The 15716-nt window shown below is 64.2% G+C and carries 16 protein-coding genes; 7 read left to right on the forward strand and 9 right to left on the reverse strand.

The genetic code is table 11. The features are described 5' to 3' along the window. Together istA and GWG67_RS30770 are read right to left on the reverse strand one after the other, a co-directional pair. The coding region (gene istA / locus GWG67_RS30760; protein ID WP_275173153.1) for an IS21 family transposase at positions 1 to 1269 on the reverse strand (1269 nt) is incomplete at its 3' end. Positions 1270 to 2513: 1244 nt separating this feature from the next. Beyond that, positions 2514 to 2903 (reverse strand): hypothetical protein, encoded by a 390-nt coding sequence (locus tag GWG67_RS30770; RefSeq protein ID WP_275173155.1) that lies wholly within the window; start codon positions 2901 to 2903, stop codon positions 2514 to 2516. A gap of 286 nt (positions 2904 to 3189) precedes the next feature. On the opposite strand from GWG67_RS30770, the gene GWG67_RS30775 reads away from it, so the two are divergent. After that, positions 3190 to 3447: a DUF2798 domain-containing protein gene (locus GWG67_RS30775; protein WP_275173156.1), complete on the forward strand. Its 258-nt coding sequence runs from the start codon at positions 3190 to 3192 to the stop codon at positions 3445 to 3447. 50 nt (positions 3448 to 3497) lie between these two features. On the opposite strand, the gene GWG67_RS30780 is transcribed toward GWG67_RS30775, so the two are convergent. From GWG67_RS30780 to GWG67_RS30790, 3 genes are all read right to left on the reverse strand, one after another. After that, positions 3498 to 5285: a chloride channel protein gene (locus GWG67_RS30780; RefSeq protein ID WP_275173158.1), complete on the reverse strand. Its 1788-nt coding sequence runs from the start codon at positions 5283 to 5285 to the stop codon at positions 3498 to 3500. A gap of 12 nt (positions 5286 to 5297) precedes the next feature. Further along, the gene (locus tag GWG67_RS30785) at positions 5298 to 5951 is read right to left on the reverse strand and encodes a class II aldolase/adducin family protein (protein ID WP_275173159.1); all 654 of its coding nucleotides are present in this window, start codon (positions 5949 to 5951) and stop codon (positions 5298 to 5300) included. A gap of 159 nt (positions 5952 to 6110) precedes the next feature. Beyond that, positions 6111 to 6737 carry a MarC family protein gene (locus GWG67_RS30790; RefSeq protein WP_275173160.1) on the reverse strand — a complete coding sequence of 209 codons (627 nt, stop codon included), beginning with the start codon at positions 6735 to 6737 and terminating at the stop codon, positions 6111 to 6113. An 89-nt stretch (positions 6738 to 6826) separates the two neighbouring features. Between GWG67_RS30790 and GWG67_RS30795 the strand changes: the two genes are divergently transcribed. The 5 genes from GWG67_RS30795 to GWG67_RS30815 all read left to right on the forward strand — a co-directional run bounded on the left by GWG67_RS30795 (position 6827) and on the right by GWG67_RS30815 (position 10839). Then, on the forward strand, positions 6827 to 7033 hold the full coding sequence (locus tag GWG67_RS30795; protein ID WP_007601434.1) for a hypothetical protein: 207 nt from the start codon (positions 6827 to 6829) through the stop codon (positions 7031 to 7033). Between the two features lie 112 nt (positions 7034 to 7145). Then, on the forward strand, positions 7146 to 7712 hold the full coding sequence (locus tag GWG67_RS30800) for a ferritin-like domain-containing protein (protein ID WP_007612902.1): 567 nt from the start codon (positions 7146 to 7148) through the stop codon (positions 7710 to 7712). Positions 7713 to 7868: 156 nt separating this feature from the next. After that, positions 7869 to 8252: an Hsp20/alpha crystallin family protein gene (locus GWG67_RS30805; protein WP_275173162.1), complete on the forward strand. Its 384-nt coding sequence runs from the start codon at positions 7869 to 7871 to the stop codon at positions 8250 to 8252. 8 nt (positions 8253 to 8260) lie between these two features. Then, positions 8261 to 10678: an endopeptidase La gene (gene lon, locus GWG67_RS30810; protein WP_275173164.1), complete on the forward strand. Its 2418-nt coding sequence runs from the start codon at positions 8261 to 8263 to the stop codon at positions 10676 to 10678. 5 nt (positions 10679 to 10683) lie between these two features. Beyond that, a complete protein-coding gene (locus GWG67_RS30815; protein ID WP_275173166.1) occupies positions 10684 to 10839 on the forward strand; it encodes a hypothetical protein in 156 nt (51 codons plus the stop codon). 70 nt (positions 10840 to 10909) lie between these two features. Here the strand turns inward: GWG67_RS30815 and GWG67_RS30820 are convergent, their stop codons facing one another. The 3 genes from GWG67_RS30820 to GWG67_RS30830 all read right to left on the reverse strand — a co-directional run bounded on the left by GWG67_RS30820 (position 10910) and on the right by GWG67_RS30830 (position 14413). Then, positions 10910 to 11212 (reverse strand): HU family DNA-binding protein, encoded by a 303-nt coding sequence (locus GWG67_RS30820; protein WP_007601427.1) that lies wholly within the window; start codon positions 11210 to 11212, stop codon positions 10910 to 10912. 357 nt (positions 11213 to 11569) lie between these two features. After that, positions 11570 to 12802, reverse strand: coding sequence for an acetyl-CoA C-acetyltransferase (locus GWG67_RS30825; protein WP_275173168.1), 1233 nt, complete (start codon positions 12800 to 12802; stop codon positions 11570 to 11572). A gap of 147 nt (positions 12803 to 12949) precedes the next feature. Continuing rightward, on the reverse strand, positions 12950 to 14413 hold the full coding sequence (locus GWG67_RS30830; protein WP_275173169.1) for a GH1 family beta-glucosidase: 1464 nt from the start codon (positions 14411 to 14413) through the stop codon (positions 12950 to 12952). A gap of 492 nt (positions 14414 to 14905) precedes the next feature. Between GWG67_RS30830 and GWG67_RS30835 the strand changes: the two genes are divergently transcribed. After that, on the forward strand, positions 14906 to 15112 hold the full coding sequence (locus GWG67_RS30835; protein ID WP_007601421.1) for a hypothetical protein: 207 nt from the start codon (positions 14906 to 14908) through the stop codon (positions 15110 to 15112). A 167-nt stretch (positions 15113 to 15279) separates the two neighbouring features. On the opposite strand, the gene GWG67_RS30840 is transcribed toward GWG67_RS30835, so the two are convergent. Then, the gene (locus GWG67_RS30840; RefSeq protein WP_275173171.1) at positions 15280 to 15687 is read right to left on the reverse strand and encodes a hypothetical protein; all 408 of its coding nucleotides are present in this window, start codon (positions 15685 to 15687) and stop codon (positions 15280 to 15282) included. Positions 15688 to 15716 lie beyond the last annotated feature (29 nt).

Here is a 15716-nt window from a genome sequence, read left to right on the forward strand (position 1 = left end):
CGCCTGGCACAGCGCGATCGTGGACGGACCGATCTTCTCGGCGGCGGCCAGCAGACGTGCCGGCGTCCAGAAGGCGTATCGGCGATGTGCGCTCGGCATGTGCTCGGGGATCGTGGTGTGGCGGCGCCTGACGCCTGAGCGTGCGTGGCTGGCGATCCGGGTGCCGCGATGGAACACCTCGATGGTTGCCTCGGTGGCCCGCACCTCGACGACCTGGCGGATCAGGCGAGATGGCACCGAGTAGAAGTGCCCCTGAACCTCGACATGGTAATCCGGCGCTACACGGGCACGACGCCATTCGGCGTACTGATAGGGTTCGGCCGGCAGCGGCATCAGGGCCGGACGATCGATGGTGTCGAAGAACTCGCGGCGGCTGGCACCGAGCTTGCGCATCAGGCGGGCGTTGAGTTCGTCGACCAGGATGCGGATCGCAACGTTCAACTCGGCGAGCGAGAAGAAGCGCCGGTTGCGCAGCCGCGCCAAAATCCATCGCTGGACGATAAGAACCGCCGCCTCCACCTTGGCTTTGTCGCGCGGCTTGCGGGGCCGCGCCGGCATAATGGTGGTGCCGTAATGGGTGGCAAGATCCTGGTAAGTCCGGTTGACGCCTGGCTCGTAGCGGCTCACCACCGTCACCCCGGCCTTCAGATTGTCGCAGACGAGCGCCTTCGGCACTCCGCCCAGGAAGGTGAGCGCATCCACATGGGCGCCGATCCAGTCGGGCAGCGCCTCGCTGAACCGGGCTTGGACGAATGTGTAGTTCGACGCTCCCATGACCGCGACGAAGATCTTGGCGGCGCGCACCTCCCCGGTAAGCCCGTCGAACACCGGCACGGTATCGCCGGCGAAGTCCACGAACAGCTTTTCGCCGGCCGCGTGGGTCTGCCGCATGGTCGCCGTGATGCCGTGGCGCCATTCGACGTAGAGGTCGCAGAACCGGCTGTAGCCGTAGCCGTCGGGATGATGGCCGCGGTATTCCTCCCACAGCAGCGCCAGCGTTACGCTGCGGCGGCGCAACTCGGCATGGACATGCCCCCAATCCGGAAGCGGCTTCGATCGCGGCGGGTTGTAGCCGGCTGGCGCAAACAGCTTGCGCTCCAGTGCTGTGTCGTCGAGCTCCTCCGGTATCGGCCAGGTGATGCCGATCACCGCGGCGCGGCGGACATACTCCGCGATCGCCGTGCGACCGATCCCGACCGATCGGGAGATCACCCGATCGCTCACCCCACAGGCATACTTCAGGCGTAGAACTTCTCGAATCTTCCGCATCGGCAATCTCTCGGCGGGCATCGGACCTCCCATTGCGTGAACCGCAAAAGGAGGGACCTTGCCCCGTTCAGATTGCCGACAACGCCCCCCGTCTCACCCTATCAACAGGGTGGCCGCCTTCGTTCGGATTGGGTGGCCGCTTTCGATCGGAATCGCTGGCCGCCTTCCGTCGGAATCGGTGGCCGCTTTGCCTCGGATTCCGCAGGTACGCCATAATGCCGGTGGCAATGCCAATGGTGGCGTCAACCGCGTCGGCGTGCGGCGATAAGCCAGTTTGCAGGTGACTGGGCAGAAAGGAGCTGTCGCGGTCATCTCGGCCCGGAGGACCGGGACCGATGACGAGCAGCGGCCTCGCGGTATGAAGTACACGTGGTATGTCACGTTTGAAGTGCCCATGGATGGCACGCTGCAAAGACGGCGACTCCGCGCCTGACCAAGACGTTCGTCACTGAAGCAGAAGCGCGGGATTTTGCGCGAGCGAAATTCGCCGAAGGATTGATTGTCACTGCGGGCACCATCATCCCGCACGTGCCGAGAGTGTCGATTCCGTCGGAGGAGATTCCAGCGTGGTTTGAAGCTGACCAAGTAAATGACTGATCAGCCAGCCGGGAGCTTGAAGATGTCGGAGCCGAAAAAGGCCCGTTGTCATCGCAACGCACTGACTTTCCTTGGATACGGAAGGCTGTTTGAACCACCATGTGAAACTAGGGCCTAATAGGGCCCGGCTGTTTCAGGCCGGACGGAGCGCCGGACGGCATCCTTGTAAGTCTTTCAATGATCGAGGGTTTTCAGGTATTCCAACCCACGAGAAATCACTGGACGACAGGACCACACGGTTTGCCGTACGCACGGCTCGCCATTTCACCACCGGTTTCGACGACGTTGTGCACGTTGCCGCCGACCTGATGACGAGACGAAGCCTAGCAGCGCCGCTCGTCGGAACGAAGTTTTGGGCTCACGGAGAGCAATCCGCCCTGCCCACACCTCTCGCACCCGAACGCTGCCGCGTCCACCGCAAGCCCGGCTCGCGAACGTGACGACCACAGGATCGCCCCTCAAGAATGAGCCGGGATGAGCGACACATACGCCAAAACCGAATTTCGGTAAAGTGGAATATTTTTACGCGCGCGCGGATTGACACCCGCGACACAGGTCGCGCAATGACATGCCTCGCGCAGAAGCAACAAGGGGCGGTGTAAAACACCGCCCCTTGGCGCGATAGAGGCTGCAACGAGGGCAGCCGCCTAATACGGCTGATAATAGCCACGCGGACCATAGTAGGGACCGCCGCCGTAATATCCCTGGCCGCCGTAGTAAGGACCGGGGCCGTAATTATAGCGGTCCTCGTAGTACTCCTGGCGCCTGCTCTCCGCGATCGCACCGCCGATCAGACCTGCCGCCACGCCCATGAAAGCGAGGCCTGCAGCGTTCGGACCTCGTCGATAGTAGCGGTGGCGGCGAGCCGCGCTGAAATCAGTGGCAGCCGGAGCAGCCGGACCCGCGGCAGCGGCCTTGCTGGGCGCGGATGAGTTGGCAGCCGAAGGCGCGATAGAGGCCGTAATCAGAACAAGACTTGCGAAAGCCGCCAACACAAGGTTGCGGCCGGCTGCAGAAATCATCGGTCTCTTATTCATCTTGACCTTCCCCTGTTCTCGCTCAAAGCGGCATGCAAACAAGACTTAATGCGCAAACCACTGAAATCGTTTCGCGATCGCGGCAATCTGCCACGCTTTGAACGATTGTAAACCGAACGTCTGGATCCAGCTTGAACCATCCAACATGAGCGGATAATGAACAGACGCACCGTTTTCGGTCGCCGTAAGCGTTTTACGTGAACCAACGCATCAACCGACGCCGTCGGGATCGATGCCATTCTTGGGTTCACCGTGACTGACGCGTCCTATTCCAAAGAGAAATCAGATGATTGCGGTTCGCAAACTGCCGGCGCGCTATGCGCCGATCGTGATGCCATTCGTGCTGTCCATCCTCATGACGGCCGTGGTGTCGGTCATTTCGACGCTCCGAAGCCTCGGCGCAACGCCGGCGTTTCTCGCGACCTGGCCGGGCGCCTGGGCGCTGTCATGGCTCGTCGCCTTTCCGACGCTGCTGATGGTGTTGCCACTGGTCCGCCGGATCGTGGCTAGCGTCGTCACGGCTCCCTCCCAACCGGGCCGGTAGAAGGCGCGGACGGCGGCGCATGACGCACGTCGTCCCGCTTCCGCGTGACCTTACGACAGCGCCCCGAGCACGCCGCGCGTCGCCTTGTCGATCTCCTCGACATAGCGGCGGCGCGCGAAGGTCTCGGTGAGGAAGCCGACCACCTTGCGGCTGTCGGTGGAATCGACTACCGCCAGCATCTCGGCCTCCGCCTCGTCAAACACCGCCATCGCCGACTTCACGTTCATTTCCGGGATCAGCACGATCTCGGTCAAGCGCGCGAGCTCGATCACCTGGATCTCGTCGGCGATGCTGTCGAGGTCGCCGGAGAACAGGTCGGGCAGCAGGACGAGGCCGACATATTCGTCCGCATTGTTGACGATGACGATCCCGGGCCGCGAGCCCAGCGCGAATTCCCGGCGGACCGCGGCGATCGTGGTGGTCGACGGCACCTTGCCGACATCGGAGCGCATCAGCCGCTCGACGGTGAGGTTGCGCAGCCAGCCGACGTCGTTGGCGCTGCGGATGGTCTCGCCGCGCAGATGCAGGCGCCAGGTCGAGAAGGAGTGCCCGAACATGAAGCGGACGCAGATCGAGGTCACGATGCAGCCGGCGAGCACCACGGCGGTAACGTCGACGTTGCGGGTCATCTCGAGCACGAGGAACGACATGGTCAAGGGACCGCCGACGATGGCGACGCCGAGCGTCGCCATGCCCGTCAGCATCGCGACCAGCGGATCGATCACGAAGTTCGGGCTGATCAAGAGCAGCACCGCGGAAAAGAACTTTCCGATCAGGCTGCCGACGAACAGCGAGGCAAAGAACAGCCCGCCGCGGAAGCCGGAGGCGAGCGAGATCAGGCAGGCCGTCACCTTCAAGGCGATGATCAGCGCGATCAGGCCGATCGTCATGTCGTGAAAGAGATCGAGCACCATCGCGCCGTGGCCGGCCGCCAGCACCTGCGGCGTGACAATCGCAAAGCCGCCGACGATGAGGCCGCCGATCACCGGGCGTAGCCAGACCGGCAGCCATTTGAACAGGCGCTCGAACATCGAGGACGAGCGCATCACGGCGATGCCGACGCCGCTGGTGATGAGCGCGAGCCCGATCAGCGCCAGATATTGCTCGACGCCGACGGCGCTGACCTTGGGTATTTCGAGCGAGTATGGCGCGCCGCCGAGCCATTGCGCGGTCAGGGCACCGGCGAGCGAGGCGGCGAGGATCGGCGCGGCACTGCCGACCGAATAGACGCCGACGATCAGCTCGCAGGCGTAGAAGGCCCCCGTGATCGGTGCACCGAAGGCCGCCGCGATCGCCGCAGCCGCGCCGCAGCCGACGATCAGGCGCAGATCGTTGCGGCGCAGATTGAAGAACTTGCCGAGCAGCGAGGCGATGCCCGATCCGATCTGGGTGTAGCCGGCCTCGAGGCCGACGGAGGCGCCGCAACCGTTCGAGATCAGCGTCTGGCTCGACACCACCACGCTGTCGCGCATCGACAGATTGCCACCACGCAGCGCGTTCGCCTCGATCGGATCGACCGCGCTGGAGAGTTTCAGCCGTCGCCGCCACCACTCCATGATGCCGAGCGCCAATCCGCCCAGCGCGGGCGCAATCAGCGCGGCCCAGGGACTGACGCTGGTATTGGCGGACAGACGGACGTCGATGGGAATGCCGTAGATCACCATATGGGCAATCTGCGCAATCTCGGCCATCAGCGTCACGATGGCGCCGGCAAGCGTGCCGATCACCAGCGCCAGCGGGATCAGATAGAATTCGTTGCTGCGCAGCAGCGCCCGCAGCCGAACCATGACGCGGTTCGTCCCCTTGCGGTCGGCGAGATGTCTGATCCGCAGGAACACTTTCTGTCCGCCCTACCCTTCCGACATGCCGTAACCGGACATGCGCTGGCGGACCCGCTCGATCTCCGCGCTCGACAGCAGCGGCGGCTCTCCGATCTGGAGACAGCCGTGATATTGGCGCGCCAGCGTCTCGACCTCAACGGCGAGCCACATCGCCTTGTCCAACGACTTGCCGATCGCGATCATGCCGTGGTGGTCGAGCAGGCAAGCAAGCCGGTCCTCCAGCGCCCGCACGGCATGTTCGGACAGCTCCGCCGTTCCGAAGGTGGCATAGGGCGCGCAGCGGATGCTATCGCCACCGGCGGCCGCGATCATGTAGTGCACAGGCGGGATCTCCAGGCCCATGATCGCCAGGATGGTGCAATAGGTCGGATGGGCGTGGACGACGGCTTCGATTTCGGGCCGGGCCTTCAGGATGTCGAGGTGGAAGCGCCACTCGCTGGACGGCTTCTGATCGGGCGCGTGCGAGCCGTCCATCGTCATGAACACGATTTGGTCCGGCGTCATGGCATCGTAAGGCACGCTGGTCGGAGTGACCAGAAGCCCGTCCACATGCCGGACGCTGATATTGCCCGAGGTGCCCTGGTTGATGCCGAGCGCGTTCATGCGGCGGCAGGCGCCGATGATGGCCTGTCTCTTGTCGAGCTCGTCCGCTGTCATCGACATCTCGATTTCCTGACGATGGGCGCCTGTCAGACGGGGAGTACGTCAAAGCAATGTGGCAGCGCAAGAGAAAGCAGACCGGATCGCGCGTGATCCCGCCAGCCGCCTCATGGCATCATGAAATAAACATGAAAATCAACGCATTAACAGATTGTCGCAGCCCTACGGCAGGCCCGCCCGGACGGCCGAGATTCCGTTGATCACGAACTGCACCGAATAGGCCGCGAGCAGCATGCCGAGCACGCGCGAAAGGACGGCGTTGCCGGTCCGCCCGAGGGTCCGTGCGATCAGGCGCGCGGAGACAAAGCAGAGCATGCAGAGCAAGCACACGGAGAGCACGACCGCGACGATGATCGCGAGCCTCGGCCCGTAGCCGGCATCGCCCGTCAGGAGCAGCGTGGTCGCGATCGCGCCTGGACCGGCCATCATCGGGATCGCCAGCGGGAATACCGCGACGTCGGAGGCATGCTCGGAGCTTGCTTTGTCAGCCTCGCGGGCCTCGCGATGCGGACGGTCGCCGAAGATCATTTGGTACGACACGCCGAACAGCAGCAGTCCGCCGGCGATCTGGAAGGCGGGGATGCCGATCCCGAGCTGGCGCAGCAGCCAGTTTCCGATCAAGGCAATCACCACCAGGATCGACGCCGCAATCAGCGGCGCGCGTAGCGCGATGGTGCGTTTGGTCTTGTCGGGCATGCCTCCGGTCGCGGCGAGGAAGGCGGGCACGAGACCAACGGGATCGACCACCAGCAGCAACGTCACGAACGCGGACAGGGAGAAGTCGATCATGTCTCGGTGGGCTCCCTGGGCGCAGGAACGATGGCTGGCGAACTGACTTAGCCCGGCAGAACCGCTTTGAAAATCACCGGAGATGCACAATGAGCGACAGTGGAATTGGAATGTTGCTGGGCCACCTTTCGGGCAACCTGCTCTGGCTCTGGTTCATCGGAGCCTTCGTGCTCGGTGCGGTCCTCGTCTACGGCGTGGCGAAGGCGGGGCGCCTGCGACGCCGCGAGCGCGCACAGCTCGACCGCAACACCGAGGCGCGGCAGCGGCAGGAAGATCCCTACAAGCGTCCGACCTGAGCGACGCGCCGAGTGCAGCTTGCAGTTTGGAACTTTCGTTCACCGAAAGGCTTGGATCGCCTGAGGATTGAGGAAGGCGATGCCTTCCCGTGTCACCTCAAGAGGAGGATTTATGGCCAAAAAAGCGAAGAAGCGCACAACCAAGAAATCGTCGACGGGCCGCGCCCGTCAGGCGCCCAAGATGTTGAGCGACCTATTCCTGGAAACGCTCAAGGACATCTATTTCGCCGAGAACAAGATCATCAAGACCTTGCCCAAGATGGCCAAGGCTGCCAACTCGAAGGAGCTCGCGGCGGCCTTCAACAAGCATTTGCGCGAGACCCAGGGCCAGGTCAAACGTCTCGACCAGATCTTCAAGATGCTGGGCAAGCCGGCCCGCGGCAAGCCTTGCGAAGCGATCAACGGCATCACCGACGAAGGCGCCGAGATCATGAAGGAGTTCAAGAACGCTCCTGCGCTCGACGCCGGCCTGCTCGCAGCCGCGCAGGCGGTCGAGCATTACGAAATCTCCCGCTACGGCACGCTGCGCACCTGGGCCGAGGAGCTCGGCATGCAGGACGCCGCGAGGCTGCTCCAGGCGACGCTGGACGAGGAAGAGGCGACCGATCACACCCTGACCGAGCTCGCCACCTCCGTGATCAACCTCGAGGCGGAAGAGGAATACCGCCAGGCGGCCTGAGCCACACATCGCGTGACGACGAAACGCCGCGGCCCCAAAAGGCCGCGGCGCTTGTCTTTTCGGATCGCACGATCCGCATGGCACCTGCGCGCCGCCGGACTGGAATTTTCGGGAACCGGCCCCATATTCAGCGTTCCCCACCGCCGAGCCCGCATCATGCAACCCAAAAATCCCCTCGACTGGATGTTGTCCGAAGCCCTGGACTCGCTGACCCGCGCCGAACGGCTGCGCCAGCAGTTCGGCCGGCAGGACGCCTGCTGGGAGCCACCGATCGACGTGCTCGAAACCGAGCATGAGCTCCTGATCCTGGTCGCGCTTCCCGGCGTAAATCCCGACAATGTCGAGACGGTGATCCTCGACGGCGTGCTCGTCATCTCCGGCCAGCGCACCCTTCCGCCGGAGCTTCGCAACGCCCGCATCCACCGGCTCGAACTGCCGCAGGGGCGTTTTGAGCGCCGCATTGCATTGCCCGTTGGCCGCTACGCCATCAGCCGTTTCGTGATGGACGGCTGCGTCGCGCTGCGCCTCGCCAAATCCTGAGGTCGATCATGGCCACCGAACCAATGAATACCGCACCGACCAATCCCCAGAGCAATTCCGACGTGAAGATTCCCGAAGACGCGCTGATCATCATTCCCGTGCGCGAGATGGTGCTATTCCCCGGCGCCATCGCGCCGATCGCGATCGCGCGGCCGAAGTCGGTCGCCGCCGCGCAACAGGCGCTGCGCGAGCAGCGGCCGGTCGGCATCGTCCTGCAGCGCAGCCCCGAGACCGAGGAGCCCGGACCGGACGACCTCTATCGGGTCGCGACCATCGCCAATATCGTACGCTACATCACCGCGCCCGACGGCACCCATCACATCGTCTGCCAGGGCGTGCAGCGCGCGCGCATCCTCGACTTCCTGCCGGGGACGCCGTTCCCGGCCGCGCGGATCCAGCAGATTCCGGAGCCGACCACGAGCACGCCCGAGATCGAGGCCCGCGGGCTGAACCTGCAGCGCCAGGCCATCGAGGCGATCGAGCTGCTGCCGCAGGCGCCGCCCGAACTGATCGCGATGTTCCAGGGCACCACCGCGCCCGGCGCGCTGGCGGACCTGGCGACCTCGTTCATGGACATCAAGCCGCAGGACAAGCAGGAGGTGCTGGAGACCATTGACCTCGCTCTGCGTGTCGAGAAGGTGTCGAAGCATCTGGCCGAACGGCTGGAGGTGCTGCGCATCAGCAACGAGATCGGCCAGCAGACCCGCGCCAGCTTCGACGAGCGGCAGCGCGAAGCGATCCTGCGCGAGCAGATGGCGACCATACAGCGCCAGCTCGGCGAAGGCGACGGCAAGGCGGCTGAGGTCGCCGAGCTGACCGCTGCCATCGCCAAGGCCAACATGCCGCCCGAGGCCGATGCACATGCGAAGAAGGAGCTGCGCCGCTACGAGCGCATGCCGGAGGCCGCGGGCGAGGCCGGCATGGTCCGCACTTACCTGGACTGGCTGATCGAGTTGCCGTGGGCGTTGCCCGCGGAGAAGCCGATCGACATCAAGGAAGCGCGCCGCATCCTCGACGCCGATCATTTTGGCCTGGAGAAGATCAAGAGCCGGATCATCGAATATCTGGCGGTGCGCAAGCTGGCGCCGCAGGGCAAGGCGCCGATCCTGTGCTTCGTCGGACCGCCCGGCGTCGGCAAGACCTCGCTCGGCCAATCCATCGCACGCGCGATGGATCGCCCCTTCGTGCGCGTCAGCCTCGGCGGCGTGCATGACGAGGCCGAGATCCGCGGCCATCGGCGCACCTATATCGGCGCGCTGCCCGGCAACATCATTCAGGGCATCAAGAAGGCCGGCACCCGCAACTGCGTCATGATGCTGGACGAGATCGACAAGATGGGCCGCGGCGTGCAGGGCGACCCTTCCGCCGCAATGCTGGAGGTGCTCGACCCCGAGCAGAACGGGACGTTCCGGGACAATTACCTGGGCGTGCCCTTCGACCTGTCGCGCGTGGTGTTCATCGCGACCGCCAACATGCTGGACCAGATCCCGGGTCCGCTGCTGGACCGCATGGAGCTGATCAGCCTCACCGGCTACACCCAGGAAGAGAAGCTGGAGATCGCCAAGCGCTATCTGGTGCGGCGGCAGCTCGAGGCCAACGGCCTGACGGCCGAGCAGGCCGAGATCGAGCCGGAGGCGCTGAAGCTGGTGGTCAACGGCTACACCCGCGAAGCCGGCGTGCGTAACCTCGAGCGCGAGATCGGCAAACTGTTCCGCCATGCCGCGGTGCAGGTCGCCGAGGGCACCGCCGTCAAAGTCGTCGTGACGCCGAAGGATATCGGCACCGTGCTCGGCCAGCCGCGCTTCGAAGGCGAGATCGCGCAGCGCACCAGCATTCCGGGCGTGGCCACCGGCCTTGCCTGGACACCGGTCGGCGGCGACATCCTGTTCATCGAGGCCTCGCGGGTATCAGGCCGCGGCGGCATGATCCTGACCGGCCAGCTCGGCGAGGTCATGCGCGAGAGCGTGCAGGCTGCGATGACGCTGGTGAAGAGCAAGGCCACGCAGCTCGGCATCGATCCGCAGCTGTTCGAAAAGAGCGACATCCACGTTCACGTGCCCGCAGGCGCGACCCCGAAGGACGGGCCGAGCGCGGGCGTTGCGATGTTCACGGCGCTGACGTCCCTGCTCACCAATCGCACGGTGCGCAGCGACACCGCCATGACCGGCGAGATCTCGCTGCGCGGCCTGGTGCTGCCGGTCGGTGGCATCAAGGAGAAGGTGGTGGCGGCTGCGGCCGCGGGCCTGAAGCGGGTGATGCTGCCGGCGCGCAACAAGCGGGACTACGACGACATCCCCAAGAGCGCGCGGGACAACCTCGAATTCATCTGGCTGGAGCGCGTCGACGAAGCCATCGCCGCGGCGCTCGAGCCGGCCGAGGCCCAAGCCGATGCCCAAGCCGAGGCCAAGGTCGAAGCGGCGGAGTGAATGCGATGAAGAAACTGCTGGAAAGAGCGAAGGAAGCGCGGACAACGCAGCGGCTGCGCCAGTTGCTGGATCGCGCCATCGACGGGGTTCGCGATGCGCTGGCGGCATCAGGACCGCGGCTTCAGCCGGTCCCGGTCAGGGTGAAGCGCCGCAAGGGTTGAGCCCTCCGTCTCAAGTCCTCGCGACAGCCCCAAACAAAAGGCCCCCTCGCTCGAGGGGGCCTTTGCGTCGTTAGCCCACGGCGTCCTTGGCGGCCTTGACCGGACGGGCGCGGACGATCTTGCGGGCCGGCTTGGCCTTGAACATCATCTCTTCGCCCGTGAACGGGTTGGTGCCCTTGCGCGCCTTGGTCGCGGGCTTCTTGATGACCACGAACTTGGCAAAGCCCGGCACCAGGAACAGGCCGTTCTTCTTGAGCTCCTTGTGACCGACGTCGGTCAGCGTCTCCATGACGCTCTTGACGTCACGCTTGGAAAGCTCCGTGGTGGTCGCGATCTTTTCGATCAGCTGCGATTTCGACATTTGGGTGGCCATCGTGTCTCCTCTGATTCGTTGACGGCTGCATATTAGACCAACCGGTGAAGGCCTATAGCCTTCTGCACAGTTTTGTCGGGGTTTTACGGGCTTTTTTGGCCCTCTATGGCAAAAAACCCTGCTTTTTAGCCACTTCCGGAGCGGGAGAGGCCTCAGGCAGCGGATTTTACCTTGTTTCAAAGGCCCGCACGCAGCCTTGCTAAAGCTGATTCGATGCTTTCGACAAGCGACGACCGGCCTCTTTGTGAAAGGCCGGCCGCGATTCACCCCGGAAAATAAGGCTAGATCGTCGTGATGCGGCGATCGCGGGTACTTTCTCTCGCTTATTTCTAAGGAGCGCGACGAGCTTCGCTCGCGCTAGATGCGCTCGATGATGACGGCCGGGGCCATACCACCGGCCGCGCACATGGTGACGAGACCGCGCTTCAAGTCGCGCCGTTCGAGCTCGTCGAGCAGGGTGCCGATCAGGATCGAGCCGGTGGCGCCGATGGGATGGCCGAGTGCGATCGAGCCGCCATTGACGTTGACCTTGGCGCGGTCGAGCTTGAGGTCGCGGATGTATTTTTCCGCAACCACGGCAAAGGCCTCGTTGATCTCGAACAGGTCGATGTCGTCGATGGTCAGCCCGGCCTTCGCCAACACCTTGCGCGTCGCCGGCACCGGCGCGTTCAGCATCAGCGTCGGCGAGTCGCCCATGTTGGCCATCGCAACGACGCGGGCGCGCGGCTTCAGGCCGTGCGCCCTGGCGTAAGCGGGCGAAGCCAGAAGGATCGCGGCGGCGCCGTCGACGACGCCGGACGAATTGCCGGCGTGGTGCATGAAGTCGATTTCGAGATCGGGGTACTTCTGCAGGATCAGGCCGCGATAGGTCGTGCCCTTGTCGTCGAGCGCATGGTCGGCGACCGCGGGGAATGCGGGCTTCAATGCGCTCAGCCCTTCCATCGTGGTCTGCGGCCGCGGATATTCTTCATGGTCGAGCGCGAGGCTGCCGTCCTCGCGATGCACCGGCACGAGGCTCTTCTTGAAGTGGCCGTTCGCGATCGCATGCGCGGCACGCTTCTGGCTTTCGAGGCCGAGCGCGTCGACGTCCCTTCGCGTGATGCCTTCCAGCGTCGCGATCGCGTCGGCGCAGACGCCCTGATGCGACTGCGGATGTTGCGCACGCAGGCGCAGATTGCCGTTGTCCATCATCATCGGGCCGCCGCCGCGGCGTCCTTCCATTGACATCATCTCGCAGCCGCCGGCGACGACGAGGTCTTCCGCGCCCGCCATGATCGAGCTTGCGGCCATGTTGACGCTGGTGATGCCGGAGCCGCAGAAGCGGTCGAGTGTCACGGCACTGGCGCGCACGTCGTAGCCGGCGTCCAGCGCCGACATGCGGCCGAGATCGCCGCCTTGCGTTGCGACCTGTGCGCTGCAGCCCCAGATGATGTCGTCGACGTCGGCGGTGTCGATGCCGGTGCGCGTCGCGAGCGCACGCAGCACGGTTGCTCCCAGCTGCTGCGGATGAATGCCCGAGAGCGCGCCCTTGCCGGCCTTGCCAACGCCCCGCGGGGTCCGGCAGGCATCGATGATAAGTGCGTCGGTCATTGGCGTTATCCTCTTTTTGAATGGTTAGAGGCGTTTTGAATCAGGCGGCGAAGGGAGTCAATGCGCGCTGGCGGAACCCCTCACCCTGTCCCCTCAGCGCGAGCCAAGCTCGTCGCGCCTCCGCAAGAACGGGGCGAGAGAGAGCAATCACACCCCCGCCGCGTTCTTCGCGATCACGTTGCGATAGAAGCTGGCGCTGAGTTTCGGCGTACGCACCTGCGTGTCGAAATTGACGTGGTAGAGCCCAAAGCGCTTGTTGAGCCCGAACACCCATTCAAAATTGTCCATCAGGCTCCAGAGGAAGTAGCCGCGCACCGGTACGCCTTCGGCGGTGGCACGCTGGAGCTGGGCGAGGTAGTTGCGCAAATACATGATGCGATCGGTGTCGTAGATCTTGCCGTCGGGCGTCACGACGTCTTCGCCGGAGGTGCCGTTCTCGCTGATATAGATGGCATCCGTCTTCCAGATCTTCGCCGCCAGCTTCGGCACCCAGTAGATCGTCTCGGGACCGACGCGCAGCCAGTCCGAATTCATGTGCGGGAACGATTTCGGGATCGGCAGCGGCATGAAGCCCGCGCCCTGGTCGGACGCCACCACGTAGTTCTGCGGCGCGTAGATGTTGAGGCCGAGGAAATCGACCGGCGAAGAGATGATCTTCAGCTCCGCATCGGTGTATTTCGGCGCGTCGCGCCCGGCGAACTTCAGGAAGGCGTCGGTGTACTGGCCCGTCATGATGACGTTGAGATAGCCGGCGTTCATCTCGCGCAGCGCGATCTCGGCGGCGCGGACGTTCTCGGGCGTGTCGATCGCGGGGGCGCAGGCATCGATGTTCTCGGCCGGCCCCACCCTGGTGCCGCGGCGGCCATGGGCGCGTACCGCCTGGACCGCGAGCCCGTGCGCGAGCGCGCTGTTGTGCCTGATCTGGTTGACCTCGGCTTGCGGCAGCGTCACGCCCGGCGCGTCGATGCCGATGCCGTAGCCGAAATAGACGAAGCGGCCGCTCTCGTTCAGTGTGAACACGTTCTTGACGCGATCAGTCAGATGCTCGGCGACATAGGCCGCGTAGTCGCCGAAGATCTTGCAGGTCTCCGTCGAGCGCCAGCCGCCAAACCGGTCCTGGAGCGATTGCGGCAGGTCCCAATGATAAAGCGTCAGCCACGGCTCGATGCCGTTCTTGAGGAGCTCGTCGACCAGGCGGTTGTAGAAGTCGAGCCCCTTCAGGTTCGGCTTGCCGTCGCCGTCCGGAAACAGCCGCGGCCAGGCCACCGAGAAGCGATAGGCCTTGCAGCCGAGCTCCCTGATGAGCGCGATGTCCTCCTTGTAGCGGTGATAGTGCTCGTTGGCGCGGTCGCCGGTAGTACCGTCCTCGATCTTGCCGGGGATGCGGACGAACTTGTCCCAGATCGAGGCCCCTCGCCCGTCCTCGTTGACCGCGCCCTCGACCTGATAGGCCGAGGTCGCCGTGCCCCAAACGAAGCCCGTCGGAAAACCGTCCACGCTCCGCGGCGGCGATGCGGGCTTGGCGTCCGCGACCTCGAGAGGATTGGCGATTCCGGCTGCGGACAATCCCGCCAGCGTGGCGAACTGGCGACGCGAAACCTTGTCCGACATTGATTATGCTCCGGGGCGATGCTCCTGCGGCGGCACCATGGCGAATCGCGGGTCGTTTGAGAAGCGGGCGACCCGAGGGCTGAGGAAGCAGAATCGCCGAATGCGACGAAGTTGTCCGAAAGAGGCCACGGCGATCGTCGGCCGAGGTACCCCAGAGCCGAAATACCCAGCCCCACCGTTATTCGAAGTCCCAGCCCAATTCGGCGAGGAAGCGTCAGTTCCCCTCGAGACGCTGGCCCGCTTACCTGCAGAATGCCCTAAACCGCTCGGAAATTACGACCAAAGTTCGCAAATATGGCGTATGGTGCGCCATCGCCGCTCCGCTCTGGGCGATTGTCTGTCTGCACCGGTCAAGCAAGGGAACGACTGACTTATGACGCGATTTGACCGCATGAGACCGTGGTAACTCTTCCGCTTGACCAAGCGCCTGTCCTGCCAGGGATACAACGACTGACCCCACGTCAGAGCCACTGTGAAGTTCGAGGTAGATATATGTCGTATGCCTACAAGCTGAATGAAGACGTTCGCCACCAGCCGCAAGGCCCGCAAGGACGTGCCGCAACTGAGCCACCGATGATTTACACCATCGTCCAGCATATGCCCATCGAGGCCGATGGACGTCTCCGATACCGCATCAAGTGCAAGTCGGAGAAAATCGAGCGAGTCGTCACGGAAGATCAGCTTTCGTATTCGCAGTGATCTGCTTGATGACGGTGGCACTCCAGCGCGGATGAATTGGCTCGGAGTTGCCATGATCAACGGCGGGACCGTTCTCGTTGCTTGGCGAACCTCAATTCCGGAATGTCTGCCTGGGTCAGGAGCAGACATGAGGTCCTTCCGCCGCACTGGCGCGCGGGCTTCCGCGATCAGCGCGAGCGCTTCGGCAACTTTGGCAGCTTGTCGGGATTGAACGGCGGCATCTGCCGGCTTCGTTCAGGTGCGGGCGCCTGCTGTTCCGTCAGAATCAGCGTACCCTGGAGGACCATTCCCGGCACCTGCACTGCCGTCGCCGTGTAGGTCGCGACCTTGCCCGGGCAGTTTCCCTCGATGTCCAGCGTGAGCTCATCGTCGATGCCGAACACCGTTGCGCGTCCGTCGGTATGGCGCTTCGTCGACACGGTGGCGGTGAAGCGATCTCCGTCGATCTTGCAGGAGCCGTGATAGGTCATCAGGCTGTCGCAGCCCCAGATCTGTCCGTCTGCGACATGGACGATCCCGGTCCCCTGATCGAGCGGCGTCTTGTACCAGGCGGCGTAGGTGCCGTCTTTCAACATGGGAGCAGTCTCCCCGGTATTCCCTCGCA

The organism is Bradyrhizobium sp. CSS354 (genome assembly GCF_029051725.1).
In the GTDB taxonomy this organism is placed as follows: domain Bacteria; phylum Pseudomonadota; class Alphaproteobacteria; order Rhizobiales; family Xanthobacteraceae; genus Bradyrhizobium.